Here is a 12,452-nt window from a genome sequence, read left to right as displayed (position 1 = left end):
GCCATATATTTAATAATTTTGAAAAATTACGCAGCACTAATAAACAACTAAATGGCAGTCAGCTCAATAATAGTGAACTTGCTTAAAAGGACTTTTAGAGCTAATACCTCTAGAGCCGCTTCAATACTATAAGGAATATAATAATGGCTAAGAAACCCAAAAATCTCAGTATTAAAACGCTAGCAACTGCTAACAATGTGCCATGTTGGTCAAATGACAAAGATGTTGAACTAGCCTGCCAGCGGTTAACTGAAATGTTTGTTGGCCTTGGTCAAGTGCCGCGTATAGACAAAGGTCAACAGCCAGCACAACGAGCTGTATTTAGAAAGCAACATGGCATCGCTTACGGCCACTTTATTATCAATCCAGATATAGACCCACAATTTAAAATTGGCATTTTTGCAGGCAAAGAATACGAATGTGCAGTGCGCTTTTCAAGTGATACGTTACCATCATCACCAGATTTACACAGCACATTAGGATTGGCAGTGAAGCTCTTTGGAGTAGATGGGCCAAAGCTGATTGGCGAAGGTGATACCGCAGATTTTATTTTTCAAAACATGGATCGATTTTTTACCAAAAATGCGCAACAGATGTGCCAATTCACCAACTGCAGGCGTGATCGATAAAAACTATGATGCCTATTTAAATAATCCAAAACACATACAAACAGCCAATATTTTACAGGCTATGCAAAAAGTTGAAGCAAGCTGTTTAAGCGCTAATTATTGGGCAATATTACCGTTCAAATTAGGCGAACAACAGATTGTAAAATATCGCTTAGTGCCTGAAGGCAGTGAACTTGGCGCACCCAGTGTCGATAATAATTACCTCGCTTTAGATTTGCAGCGACGTTTACGTCAAGGCAGTGCAACATTTCGCTTTGAAGTACAATTAAGAACAAACCCAAAAACAATGCCACTTGATGATGCACAAGCCGTGTGGAGCTGTGAAGAAAGCCCATACGTATGTATTGCGCGGCTGCATTTAGCACAACAAAATATTACCGCGATTGGTCAAGCTGAGCTTGGTAATAACTTAGCGTTTAATATTTGGCGTACTTTAACCGCCCATGAGCCTCTAGGTAGCATTGCATTGGCTCGAAAGTCAGCCTATGCGGCCAGTGCTCATGCCCGACATACAGCCAACGGTCAGCAGCTACAAGAGCCTAAACAGTTAAGTGAATTTAAGCCACAGCAAGATCAAGATACTGACTCTGAGTGTATTGTTTATGCCGGTATTTATCCGCCTATTGGTGTAATGCGCGTGGGTAATAGTAAAAAAGGCTACTTTATTGGCCCGCAACAACCGCAGCCCATAGCTCATACTGATGAATACAGTTACCGAGATAAAACAGGTGCATTAAAGCGCCAAGCAGCTGAGTTTAGAATTTACGGTTTTAATGCCGCTGGTAAAGCGATAAAAGAACTAACCCTCGATAATGCAGACATTACTTGGCATGCTGAATTAGCAAATCAAAAAGCCTGCTGGTACGAATTTCAAATTGCTTTAGATATTCCAGAAGCCGCAGATGCGCCGCCATCGTTACTGCGTAATAACAATGTAGCCGATCGTAGCAAGCTGTTAATCAAAGGGGGCAAACACAGTGTAAGCGGCAAAAACGTAAAATCTAAGCATGAGTTTATTGGCCAATTTATGGATCAGGATGTGTACTTAGGCGAAATGCGCAGTGATCAATACGGTCGCTTACTAATGCTCGGTGGTCATGGCGTGTCACGCAACGTAAACGGCGATATAGCCATTACCTTTGCAAATAATGAAGGCTGGTATGATGACACCTCAGATGGCCCAATTACAGCAGAGGTTGTATATCAGGGGGTATCGCTAAGAGTAGAACCCGCTTGGGTTATTTGCGCGCCCTGGATTATGCACCGATGCAAAAATCAGTACGCACCATGTGGGATTTAATGCGCGACGTTGCTGTAGATGCTGGTATGCTGGCAAGACCACAGCGACCTTCCTTTAGTAACGACATTCAACCCATATTTGCCCGAATGACGGATTTACAATGGGTTAATGACGGATTTGCTGGCGCATTTGGCTGGGGGGTCAGTTTAATTACACCACGAATGAATGGCTAGAAAAGCTTAGCGATCCCTCTCCTGCCTATCAGGAATTACGCCGTACACTGTCTAATAACTTTCGTCGTTTTGATGTTCCCGGTGCGCAAGCTCCACAACTATGGCCTTGGCTGTATGGCGATGCGATTAGCATTCCTCCCACGGGCTCAGTGCGCCAGCATGCAACGCTATCAAATTTGCAGTTAAGCTTTTTAGAGCAATGGGTGAAAGGTGATTTTATTAATGATTACACCCCTCAATCAGCTTGTCCGGCACATGCAAATGTAACCGCGTTAGATGATTATCCAATTGCTGAGCAGCCAGAACTACTTACTCGCGGCGCGATGGAGTTTTGCCTTGCTGATGCATTTCACCCGGGCTGTGAAATGACTTGGCCAATGCGAACTGCAGGCATGTATATGTCGGCATTTCGACTCAAACACGCCCAAGCCGACTTACAAAGTGACCGTTACTATTATGGTCCTGTGATGAATAGCGACGTTTATACCCTCGCGCAAGGACCTTTATTTGGTGGTCAAGTAGCAGGCGGGATAACACGCTGGATGGCTATTCCTTGGCAAACTGATACCGCGAGCTGTAGAGATGGCTACAGCTCTGAGTACGATCCATTTTTACCGACATTTTGGCCTGCTCGAGTGCCAAATCAAATAATGAATCAGTTCCGCTATCAACAAGTGCTTGATACCTCATTACCTGACAGTACTCGTCAACAGGCTTTTGCTTATCGTACTGATTGGCTTGATGATTTACCTCTGCACGGTAATCCTGCCACATATACAAACCAAATCAATAGTATGATAGACAACTTTGCTGAACTTGCGATTGTACAACCGCATATCGGCGTAATAGGCGATGCACAATTTCCTAGCGCAATGCAGGTTGGTATATTGCCCAACAATCCACAAGATGAGGCACAAGTTAACTTAGCGAGTAAAACGATAAAGCATACAAAAGCGACTCTCTCGGCTGAGCATGCTTCACATCGTAGTCAAACCAACTTAGGTGTTACTGAAAAAGCGAGCCGCTTTCATCGCAACAAAGGACGCTAAAGCAATGCTGCAAGAGACCGAATTACAAACGGATGTTGTGATCATTGGTGCAGGTGTGGCAGGCTGTATCGCCGCACTTGCTTTATGTGATTCATATCAAGTTACTTTGATTGATAAGTCTGAGATGCCCGAAGAGCGAATTGGTGAATGCTTAGCACCTGCCGCACGGCGTATTTTACAACAGTTAGATTTGTTAACTGAATTTGAAAACCAACTGGTGGCCAACGTACTTACCCCACAGCATTTACACAATGCAGGATTGCAAATAAGTTGGGGCCAATCAAAACCCTATGTTACTGATAATCTCAGTAACTCGGATGGTTTAGGTTGGCGCTTGGATCGTCAAGTATTTGAGAGCTTTTTACGCGAAAAAGCGCTGCAACGGGGTGTCCGCTGTATTTGGCCTGCCAAATTAGCACACAGCGAATACCAAGGGCAACGCTGGCAAATAACACTAACACAGTTACAACAAGAGCAAACAATCAACATTGCGAGTCAATTCGTAATTGATGCCACTGGCCGAGAGGCTCATTTTGCAAAAAAATACACCGCTCGCAAACAACATGACCGTCTAATATCTTGCTGGGCAACCGTGGCTAATACTATTGAAAATCAACTAGGCAGCATTTGTGCCACGCAAAACGGCTGGTGGTACAGTGCACCATTACCAAACCAACGTCGTGTTTTAGCATTTCAAACGGATCCGGATTTGCTGACCAAAGGCTTACAACGTGATACAAAGTTATTTACTCAACATGCGCAATGTTATGCCAATCAAGCGAAGATTCTCGATGTATGCCAACAGCCAATAACACTGCACGGTATCGTCAGCGCGAACTCCACTCGCTTAGAGTGTTTTGCAGGCCAACAATGGGCCGCTTTAGGTGATGCAGCACTGAGCTTTGATCCAATCTCATCGCAAGGAATTTTTAATGCTATGGCAAGTGCGATGCAACTTGCCGATCTGATGAAAAAACTCGAGATAGTCAATAAAATAGAACACGATAGCCAGCTACAATTTAAAAAACTATACCAGCAACAAATAGAACAGATTTGGCATCGTTATTTAGATCACAAACGCTATTTTTACGCTCAAGAGCAACGCTGGTCAAACAGTCCTTTTTGGCAGCGCAGACAGCAGCCGAGTAGTATAAAAGTATATAATAGTATATACAGCTAACTCACTTTGACTGGTAAATAAACCTCAGCATTTAAACCGCCTTCAGGGCGATTAACCAGTTTTACTTTACCACCATGCATATCAACTATGCGCTTAATGATCGCAAGCCCTAACCCACTACCTTCACTGCCTCGCGCAGCATCGCCTTGTTTAAAAGGTTCAAATACCGTTTCAAGTTCACTTTCAGGAATACCTGGGCCATGATCTTTTACAATCACCATAGCGTATTTTTTATCACGACTTAGCGCAGTTTCAACATCAATATCACCATCCGAATAACGGATCGCATTTTCAATCATGTTGGTAATAACTCGCTTGATTGCCACCATACTTAAAGGAATGTTACTAATACTAGGATTTTCGCTAAAAGTGATAGTGCGTTGATGTTTTTGTTCTGAATGCACCACTTCTGACACTATCGCGTTGAGATCTTCAAGCGCTAACTCCTCACGTTTGTGATGACGCAAATACTCAATAAACTGATCAATAATGGCATTCATGTCTTCAATATCGTAGATGATCCCTTCACGCAGATAATCTTCTTCATCCGACATCATTTCGGTAGCAAGGCGAATGCGCGTCAGCGGCGTACGTAAATCATGAGACACCCCAGCCATAAGTAGACGGCGATCGTTCTCAAGCGCTGCTATACCACGTGACATTTGATTAAATGCGCGGGTTACTTCGATGACTTCAGTTGAGCCGTGTTCCTCTAATTTTGTAGAAAAATCTCCAACCCCTACTTTTACCGCCGCTTGTTGTAGCGCTTTTAAAGGTCGATTCAAATGACGTGCGAACAGCCAACCACCGAGTACACTTAAAAAGCCGATACTAGATAAATAAAAGGTTAGAAATTCGAGATTATTTTCTTTAAAACCAGTTAGCGGTACTTTAACCCAGTAACCCGGTGCTTGCGGCGCTTCTACCCAATAAACAAGCGGATCTGTTTGGCTAATACGCACTCGGGCTGAACCATGCAGTTGCTCAGACATACTACGCGACAACATCGAATATTCACGAGTTTGCGCCAAACCTTCGCTCATCGCTTGGCGCTGGGTCATAACTTCGATACCGGTTATTTCAAAAAACTTTTCAGACACCTCATCACTTATTTCAACGCCATCTTCCCAGTCTATAAACACAGTTTTGATTTGTTTTGCGAGAATAAGGTTAACTTGCTCAATAGTAGGCTTAACTACGTAAAGGCTAACCGTGATGTAAGACACTACTTGGTTGATCAACAATAGTGCCGCAACTAAAAACACCGTTTGTCCAAATGCACTTTTGGGAAACATACTCATTATAGCTATTTTTCACCATCTGGAACAAATACGTAACCTAAGCCCCATACAGTTTGAATATAACGTGGATTAGCGGCATCGACTTCGATCATGCGACGCAAACGTGAGACTTGTACATCGATACTACGCTCTAATGCACTGTAATCTCGACCACGCGCTAAGTTCATTAACTTATCACGACTAAGCGGCTCTCGTGGATGTGTAACAAGCGCTTTCAATACCGCAAACTCACCACTGGTCAACGACATGGTTTTGTCGCCTTGGCTCATTTCACGGGTGGCTAAATTAAGCGAAAACTCACCAAACGAAATATGATTTTCTTCTGCTGACGGTGCACCTGGCACTTCTTTTGAACGACGACGCAAAATAGCTTTAATACGCGCTAATAATTCACGCGGGTTAAATGGTTTCGGGATGTAATCATCAGCACCAAGCTCTAAACCGATAATACGATCAACCTCATCACCTTTAGCCGTTAACATGACAATTGGAATTTCATTTTCTTTTTGGCGTAACCGCTGACAGATAGATAAGCCATCTTCACCGGGTAGCATTAAATCAAGTACCATCAAGTGAAAGTTTTCACGTTCTAACAGCCGATCCATTTGTTCTGAATTAGCAGCTGTACGCACAATAAATCCTTGTTCTACCAAGTAGCGCTCTAACAAGCTGCGTAAACGCATATCATCATCAACGACTAATACTTTTGTGGTTTCATGTCCCATTACTTTCATTCTTATTTTTCTGTACTGTTATGATTAATATAAATGAAAAACATGATAATAAAAAACTAATTAGGTCACTAGATTGTTACTGAACATTTCAAGCCCACAAAAATGCTGGCGAGAACAAAAATCAGCTCGACAAGCCAACAAGATTTTTATACCTTGCCTAGGTGTTTCTCAAGGTAATAATTTAAACGTGAAAACTAATTTAATCACCCGCGAAGGGTATTTACAGCTGCAACAAGAACACGACCACTTATGGAATGTTAAACGCCCTGAAGTCACAAAAATAGTGAGCTGGGCTGCTAGCCTTGGTGACCGTTCAGAAAATGCTGATTACCAGTACAATAAACGTTTGTTAAGACAAATAGATCGTCGCGTGCGGTATTTACGCAAACGCATGCCAGATCTAAAAATAATTGATTACTCGCCGCAGCAAGCTGGTAAAGTGTTTTTTGGTGCATGGGTCGAAATAGAAAATGAACAAGGTGAAGTGCTGAAGTTTCGCATTGTTGGCCCTGATGAGATTTATGACCGCAAAGATTATATCTCGATTGATTCGCCGATGGCGCGCGCATTATTGAAAAAACAAGTGGATGATGAGTTTTATGTTACAACTCCGCAGGGCAAAAAAGAGTGGTACGTTAACAGTATCAATTACCCTGGGGCTTCATAAATCCTCAGTAAAACGATAGTTCCTCGCTTCTCATTATTCAGATAAGGTTAATTATTGATTGTCTAAAGTGAATTTGTAGACTATAAATAAAAGTACTCAAGTAAAGCATTTCGCGCTTGAGTTGAATATTAGAAGGTAGTAGTTATGTCAAACGTAATACATCGCATAGTAAGTAATGCCGTGTTATTTACACTTTTAATGAGTGTGAGTTTGACTGTAATTGCTCAAGGTTTTGACGACCACGACCATTTATCCCCAACCGCAAACTATGTTGCTTGTGACATTCCTGACCAAGCTAATCTTGACGTTGACTTAGACACACACGTTGACGGGATCTCTATCAGGGTGCTTCAACCACTCCCTGAAAACATTTTATCACTTTATGTGAGTACCACTTTCGTACAACCTTTTAGCTATGCGTATCAGCGTGGACCACCGGCTTATTTTATTTAATTTATCGCTTAAAAACTTGATTAAATTTAATAACATAATTGGTGATTACTATGGCTAACTTTAAAGAACTTCGTACTCAAGACATTTCTAAAGGCGTTTTATCTCACACTTACCGTGACACTCAGCCGTTAATTGATTTAACGTCTCCGGCTTTGAAAATGGTCAATAATTTTACTCAAAAAGACCCGCTACGTGCTCATTTTGAAACCAGCATTGTTGATGCATTAAAACAGATCACTAGCCAACATACAGACTTTATTTTAGTAGTAGATGACAAAGAAAAATTACTTGGTATAGCATCTAGTGCGGATCTACAAAGCTCAAAAATTATGATTTTAGCACAGCGCTTAAATGTACCTCGCAACGAAGTTAACTTACTTCATGTAATGACACCACTTAGCCACTTAACTGGCGTAAGTATGCAAAGCTTAAGCTATGCTTGTATTGGTGATGCACTACAAACAATGGAACAAAATGGTATTATGTTTTTACTGGTTACTACCGCACATAATGAAATTTGTGGTTTAATTTCAGCTCGAGAAATTGCTAAAACATTACAAATTCCGTTACATATCACACCTATCGCGCACAGTTTTAGTGAAGTAATGCAACATATTGAACACCCCCATTAAGCACTGATACATGTTTAATTGAACCACCTCTTTAAAAGGCCTTAAAGTATATAAATAGCATACTTTAAGGCCTTTTTATTAAGCCCTGCTGTGATATTATTCAAGCAATTAATTACGCCAAAACTATCGTTCTGGTCTTCAAATTGTTTAATAAGGTTTTTGCATGAGCAATATCTCTGCACGTTTAGCCACTGAGCTGAATGCTCAAGAGCAACAAGTTATAGCTGCTACAAAATTACTCGATGAAGGTTCAACAGTGCCTTTTATTGCCCGCTATCGTAAAGAAGTAACGGGTGGTTTAGACGATACCCAATTACGATTGTTAGAGCAGCGTTTATCGTATTTAAGAGAGCTGGAAGAACGTAGAGCCTTCATTCTTTCGACGATTAAAGCGCAAGATAAACTCACCACCAGCTTAGCTGCCGATATTAATAATGCGGACAGCAAGACTGAACTTGAAGATTTATATTTACCTTACAAAGCTAAGCGCCGCACTAAGGGACAAATTGCTATTGAAGCTGGTCTTGAGCCGTTAGCGAATGCTTTATTTAATGATGCTTCTTTAGATCCTGAGCAACAAGCCGCTGGCTACCTAAATGCAGAAGCCGGCTTTGCTGATGAAAAAGCAGTTCTGGATGGCGCTAAATTTATTTTAATGGAACGCTTTGCTGAAGATGCCAAGCTGCTCGCCAAATTTCGTAGTCACATCAGTCAGCACGGTCAAATCGAAGCAAGCTTAATCAAAGGCCAAGAACAAGCTGGCGCTAAATACCGCGATTATTTTGAGCATCAAGAAGCGCTTAAAAAAGTGCCTTCGCACCGCGCTTTAGCTATGTTGCGCGCGCGCAACGAGGGTATTCTACAGTTAACAATCAACCCTGAGCCAAGTTCAGAAAACCTGGCCCATATGTGTGCCGTGATGATTGCCGATCATTACCGCCTTGATATTAACAACCAAGTAGCCAGCCCTTGGTTACTCACTGTCGTGCAGTGGGCCTGGAAAATTAAGCTAGGCTTACATTTAGAAAACGAATTTTTAGCAGCCATGCGTGAAAAAGCCGAAACAGGCGCTATCGATGTGTTCGCTAAAAACTTAAAAGACTTACTTATGGCTGCCCCTGCTGGGCCTCGCATAACATTGGGCCTAGATCCTGGTCTGCGCACTGGCTGTAAAATTGCCGTTGTTGATAGCACTGGTAAGTTATTAGCCACACAAACTATCTTCCCACATGCACCACAAAATCATTGGGATAAATCAGTACGAACGCTAGAGCAGTTATGCCGCCAACATAAAGTCGAACTAATCGCTATTGGTAACGGCACCGCTTCACGCGAATCAGACAAACTGGTTGCTGAATTAATCAAAGCAAATAGCGAGCTAAAACTCAATAAAATTATGGTCAGTGAAGCTGGCGCATCGGTGTATTCAGCATCAGAATTTGCTGCTAATGAGTTTCCTGATTTAGATGTGTCGTTACGTGGTGCGGTTTCAATTGCGCGTCGCTTACAAGATCCACTGGCTGAACTTGTGAAAGTGGAGCCTAAGTCAATTGGTGTAGGTCAATATCAGCACGATGTATCACAAAGCCAACTAGGGCAAACTCTGACTTCTGTTGTTGAAGATTGTGTGAACTCGGTAGGTGTAGATTTAAATATGGCCTCAGTGCCATTGCTTGCGCGTGTTTCAGGGTTAAATAAAACCTTAGCGCAAAATATTGTTAATTATCGCGATGCTAACGGTTCATTCACTAAACGCTCAGAGCTAAAGAAAGTAGAGCGTTTAGGGCCAAAAGCATTTGAACAAGCCGCCGGTTTCTTAAAAATTAGTAATGGCAGCGACCCACTTGATAAATCATCAGTTCACCCGGAAGCTTACCCTATCGTTAAACGCATTTGTGAACAAAATAGTCTCGATGTAAATAACCTAATTGGTAACTCAGAGCTGCTGAATAAGTTAGTTGCCAATGACTACATTGATGATAAATTTGGCTTACCAACGGTTACCGACATCATCAGTGAACTTGATAAACCTGGACGCGACCCTCGTCCTGATTTTAAAACAGCAGAGTTTAAAGCAGGTGTTGAAAAAATCAGTGACTTAAAGCCAGGGATGATTTTAGAAGGCGTGGTTTCAAACGTAGCTAACTTTGGTGCTTTTGTTGATGTGGGTGTGCACCAAGATGGTTTAGTACATATTTCAGCGATTACTAATAAGTTTATCTCTGATCCGCGTGAAGTAGTTAAAGCAGGTGATATTGTAAAAGTAAAAGTAGTGGAAGTTGACGCTGCCCGTAAACGTATTAGTTTTACCATGCGTTTAGACGATGACATTGATACCAGCAATAAACCTGCTCCATCAGTCAGTCAAAAGCCGCAAGCCAATAATCGTAACAATGCTCAGCAACCTCGCGCTGCAAAACCAACACGCGATACCGGTAATGCAATGATGGGTAATGCATTTGCAGACGCCTTCGCAAATGCAAAAGTGAAAAAATAACGTTTAAGCAAAAACGCCACAAACTCAGTTTGTGGCGTTTTCTATTCTGCGATTTAAATCTGATTTAAAAGTAATAACGTAAGGTCGCTGCAATATCAGCATACTCATCAACGTAACGGTATGAAGCACCTAAAATTGCTTTTTCAGTCAAGGTGTAATTAAAACCCGCTTTTAAAACAACGTTATTGTCACTTTCTTCATCATGTAAACGCTCGTAACCTAAGCCTGCATTTACTTCGAATTTATCCGTGACTAAATGCCTAACTTGCACATTAGCAGAGAGGATATCAGCACTATCTGAGTCCGAGTAAGCTGATTCTGACGATGAGAATACTTGGCCATTAAACCTTTCTTCGACTAGGTTTATGAAGTCAGTGCTGTACTTCAGTCTACCTAGATTGATACTGTAATCTAAATTGGTAACTGCAGATAAACGTTGAATATAACCCGCACTGAGCTCTAATCTAGTAAATTCAGCGTCTAGCTTTCCTTCAGTGTATAACTGTGACGTTCCGACATACTCACCGTTTTGAAAGATATCACGATAATCCTCAGAGACACTATTTGACAGATCATCTGATGTGCTTGCATATAAACCGGTTAGATACCAATTACTACTTACTTGCTTGCTAAGCTTAACTGCATAACCATCAAAGCTAAGTTCATCCAAGTCATCTACGTCCATTTTTGCATAGCCAACTTCGACATAGTCATAACTTAAGCCAGCCGTTTCATTCGCCACCGCTGTTATTGAAAAAAGTGATAAAGCACCTGCGATTACTGCATATTTCATTTAATTGTCTTCCATAATAAAAATCGTAGGGAAAATAGCAGTTACAGTAATATTTCACAATTAATTGCATACATCTTTAGGTAAATAAATGTGAATAACCACACTTAAAAAATGATTTATTTGGATTTAAATTGAGGAAACACATATTACGAGGGAGCAACTATATGGTTGCAGAAAAGCCAGACTGTCCATAAGGCGAGGTGGCGGCTTGATAAAACTGCGCAATGCGACCTGCACGCTGCTCAACTTCAATATCGCGCTTAGCCGTTGCGGTTTCTGATTCAGCAGTAGTTGCAACTTTCTCATCCTTTGTTAATTCGTTATCTACTTTGAACGATGCTGATTGCGTACTGCTTTCATCATCACTGTCTATATTACTAAGCTCTGCTTGCGCTGCAGCGAGCTTTTGAGTGGCATCAGCAGCAATCGAACGATCAGCACCAGAAGGCTCTGCCGGCGCTAAAGCTGCAGCACGTACCGTTTGCATTTTCTCTATTGTAGCTCGCGGGTCACCTGCTATTTCAGCAACGTCAATTTGTACTTCGCCGCCAACAGCGTAATTGGTACCATCAGGTCCACGTTGGTACTCATAACTTGGCGAACCTGCGTGTTGACCACCAACTGATGAATGAGCTTGCTCATGAATACGTACTTCAGTATCACGCGCTTTTAACTCTTTAATTTGCTCAGCGTCTTGTTGCTCTTGCTGAGCTACTTGCTCTTTTTGCTTTGCCTCTTTCTCTTTATCTTGTTGTTGCTGTTCATTTTGCTCTGGATTTTGCTCTGCATCTCCCTGCTGACGCTCTTGAATTACTTTTTCGTCGGCAAGTTTACCCTTGGCATCATAAGTGCCGGTATCAGTTGTACCGGGTTGTTTAGTTTTTTCATTATCACCGAGCGCTTTGTTTTCAGCATTAGTCGGTTTTGTAGCTGCAGGTGGCGGGATAACTTCCCGAAGTTGGTTGTCACGCCGAGCGGTTTCCGTATAAACATTTGCGGTGTTTATATTAATATTTGGAAATGGCGTGACAATGTTCATGGCAA

Annotated in this window: 13 protein-coding genes; 9 read left to right on the top strand and 4 right to left on the bottom strand. The window is 41.9% G+C overall.

From position 1 onward, the window contains the following. Positions 1 to 143: 143 nt before the first annotated feature. The 5 genes from P4S61_RS09915 to P4S61_RS09895 all read left to right on the top strand — a co-directional run bounded on the left by P4S61_RS09915 (position 144) and on the right by P4S61_RS09895 (position 4,331). Complete coding sequence (locus tag P4S61_RS09915; RefSeq protein ID WP_337118210.1) at positions 144 to 629, top strand: hypothetical protein; 486 nt, start codon at positions 144 to 146, stop codon at positions 627 to 629. Beyond that, positions 619 to 1,929 carry a LodA/GoxA family CTQ-dependent oxidase gene (locus P4S61_RS09910; RefSeq protein WP_337118209.1) on the top strand — a complete coding sequence of 437 codons (1,311 nt, stop codon included), beginning with the start codon at positions 619 to 621 and terminating at the stop codon, positions 1,927 to 1,929. Before P4S61_RS09915 ends, P4S61_RS09910 begins: the two co-directional genes overlap by 11 nt. Further along, complete coding sequence (locus P4S61_RS09905) at positions 1,896 to 2,102, top strand: hypothetical protein (protein WP_337118208.1); 207 nt, start codon at positions 1,896 to 1,898, stop codon at positions 2,100 to 2,102. The genes P4S61_RS09910 and P4S61_RS09905 overlap by 34 nt, the downstream gene beginning before the upstream one ends. A gap of 149 nt (positions 2,103 to 2,251) precedes the next feature. Beyond that, entirely contained in the window at positions 2,252 to 3,151 is a 900-nt protein-coding gene (locus P4S61_RS09900; RefSeq protein WP_337118207.1) for a LodA/GoxA family CTQ-dependent oxidase, read from the top strand. Positions 3,152 to 3,155: 4 nt separating this feature from the next. Next, positions 3,156 to 4,331 carry a tryptophan 7-halogenase gene (locus P4S61_RS09895; RefSeq protein WP_337118206.1) on the top strand — a complete coding sequence of 392 codons (1,176 nt, stop codon included), beginning with the start codon at positions 3,156 to 3,158 and terminating at the stop codon, positions 4,329 to 4,331. Here P4S61_RS09895 and envZ read toward each other — a convergent pair. Then, positions 4,328 to 5,632 carry a two-component system sensor histidine kinase EnvZ gene (gene envZ / locus P4S61_RS09890; RefSeq protein ID WP_145242002.1) on the bottom strand — a complete coding sequence of 435 codons (1,305 nt, stop codon included), beginning with the start codon at positions 5,630 to 5,632 and terminating at the stop codon, positions 4,328 to 4,330. The genes P4S61_RS09895 and envZ overlap by 4 nt on opposite strands. Before the next feature lie 5 nt (positions 5,633 to 5,637). Then, the gene (ompR, locus tag P4S61_RS09885) at positions 5,638 to 6,357 is read right to left on the bottom strand and encodes an osmolarity response regulator transcription factor OmpR (RefSeq protein ID WP_145242004.1); all 720 of its coding nucleotides are present in this window, start codon (positions 6,355 to 6,357) and stop codon (positions 5,638 to 5,640) included. A 196-nt stretch (positions 6,358 to 6,553) separates the two neighbouring features. Between ompR and greB the strand changes: the two genes are divergently transcribed. From greB to P4S61_RS09865, 4 genes are all read left to right on the top strand, one after another. Further along, positions 6,554 to 7,033, top strand: coding sequence for a transcription elongation factor GreB (gene greB, locus P4S61_RS09880; RefSeq protein WP_182732327.1), 480 nt, complete (start codon positions 6,554 to 6,556; stop codon positions 7,031 to 7,033). Between the two features lie 144 nt (positions 7,034 to 7,177). Then, positions 7,178 to 7,486 carry a hypothetical protein gene (locus tag P4S61_RS09875; RefSeq protein WP_145242531.1) on the top strand — a complete coding sequence of 103 codons (309 nt, stop codon included), beginning with the start codon at positions 7,178 to 7,180 and terminating at the stop codon, positions 7,484 to 7,486. Positions 7,487 to 7,536: 50 nt separating this feature from the next. Continuing rightward, the gene (locus P4S61_RS09870) at positions 7,537 to 8,118 is read left to right on the top strand and encodes a CBS domain-containing protein (RefSeq protein ID WP_145242533.1); all 582 of its coding nucleotides are present in this window, start codon (positions 7,537 to 7,539) and stop codon (positions 8,116 to 8,118) included. A 163-nt stretch (positions 8,119 to 8,281) separates the two neighbouring features. Beyond that, a complete protein-coding gene (locus tag P4S61_RS09865) occupies positions 8,282 to 10,615 on the top strand; it encodes a Tex family protein (RefSeq protein WP_337118205.1) in 2,334 nt (777 codons plus the stop codon). Between the two features lie 64 nt (positions 10,616 to 10,679). On the opposite strand, the gene P4S61_RS09860 is transcribed toward P4S61_RS09865, so the two are convergent. Together P4S61_RS09860 and P4S61_RS09855 are read right to left on the bottom strand one after the other, a co-directional pair. Beyond that, on the bottom strand, positions 10,680 to 11,408 hold the full coding sequence (locus P4S61_RS09860) for a hypothetical protein (protein WP_145242537.1): 729 nt from the start codon (positions 11,406 to 11,408) through the stop codon (positions 10,680 to 10,682). Positions 11,409 to 11,568: 160 nt separating this feature from the next. Next, complete coding sequence (locus P4S61_RS09855; protein WP_149983058.1) at positions 11,569 to 12,447, bottom strand: putative metalloprotease CJM1_0395 family protein; 879 nt, start codon at positions 12,445 to 12,447, stop codon at positions 11,569 to 11,571. Between the last annotated feature and the right edge of the window lie 5 nt (positions 12,448 to 12,452).

It is taken from the genome of Pseudoalteromonas sp. B160, from assembly GCF_037162485.1.
Classification (GTDB): Bacteria; Pseudomonadota; Gammaproteobacteria; order Enterobacterales; family Alteromonadaceae; genus Pseudoalteromonas; species Pseudoalteromonas rhizosphaerae.
This window is presented reverse-complemented; position numbering and strand designations above follow the sequence as displayed.

What these genes read in the sequence shown, in the direction of transcription:
- P4S61_RS09875 (WP_145242531.1), top strand. Translation starts at nt 7,178, where the DNA reads ATGTCAAACGTAATACATCGCATAGTAAGTAATGCCGTGTTATTTACA.
- P4S61_RS09855 (WP_149983058.1), bottom strand. Translation starts at nt 12,447, where the DNA reads ATGAACATTGTCACGCCATTTCCAAATATTAATATAAACACCGCAAAT.
- ompR (WP_145242004.1), bottom strand. Translation starts at nt 6,357, where the DNA reads ATGGGACATGAAACCACAAAAGTATTAGTCGTTGATGATGATATGCGT.
- P4S61_RS09870 (WP_145242533.1), top strand. Translation starts at nt 7,537, where the DNA reads ATGGCTAACTTTAAAGAACTTCGTACTCAAGACATTTCTAAAGGCGTT.
- P4S61_RS09895 (WP_337118206.1), top strand. Translation starts at nt 3,156, where the DNA reads ATGCTGCAAGAGACCGAATTACAAACGGATGTTGTGATCATTGGTGCA.
- P4S61_RS09865 (WP_337118205.1), top strand. Translation starts at nt 8,282, where the DNA reads ATGAGCAATATCTCTGCACGTTTAGCCACTGAGCTGAATGCTCAAGAG.
- P4S61_RS09915 (WP_337118210.1), top strand. Translation starts at nt 144, where the DNA reads ATGGCTAAGAAACCCAAAAATCTCAGTATTAAAACGCTAGCAACTGCT.
- P4S61_RS09860 (WP_145242537.1), bottom strand. Translation starts at nt 11,408, where the DNA reads ATGAAATATGCAGTAATCGCAGGTGCTTTATCACTTTTTTCAATAACA.
- P4S61_RS09905 (WP_337118208.1), top strand. Translation starts at nt 1,896, where the DNA reads ATGCAAAAATCAGTACGCACCATGTGGGATTTAATGCGCGACGTTGCT.
- envZ (WP_145242002.1), bottom strand. Translation starts at nt 5,632, where the DNA reads ATGAGTATGTTTCCCAAAAGTGCATTTGGACAAACGGTGTTTTTAGTT.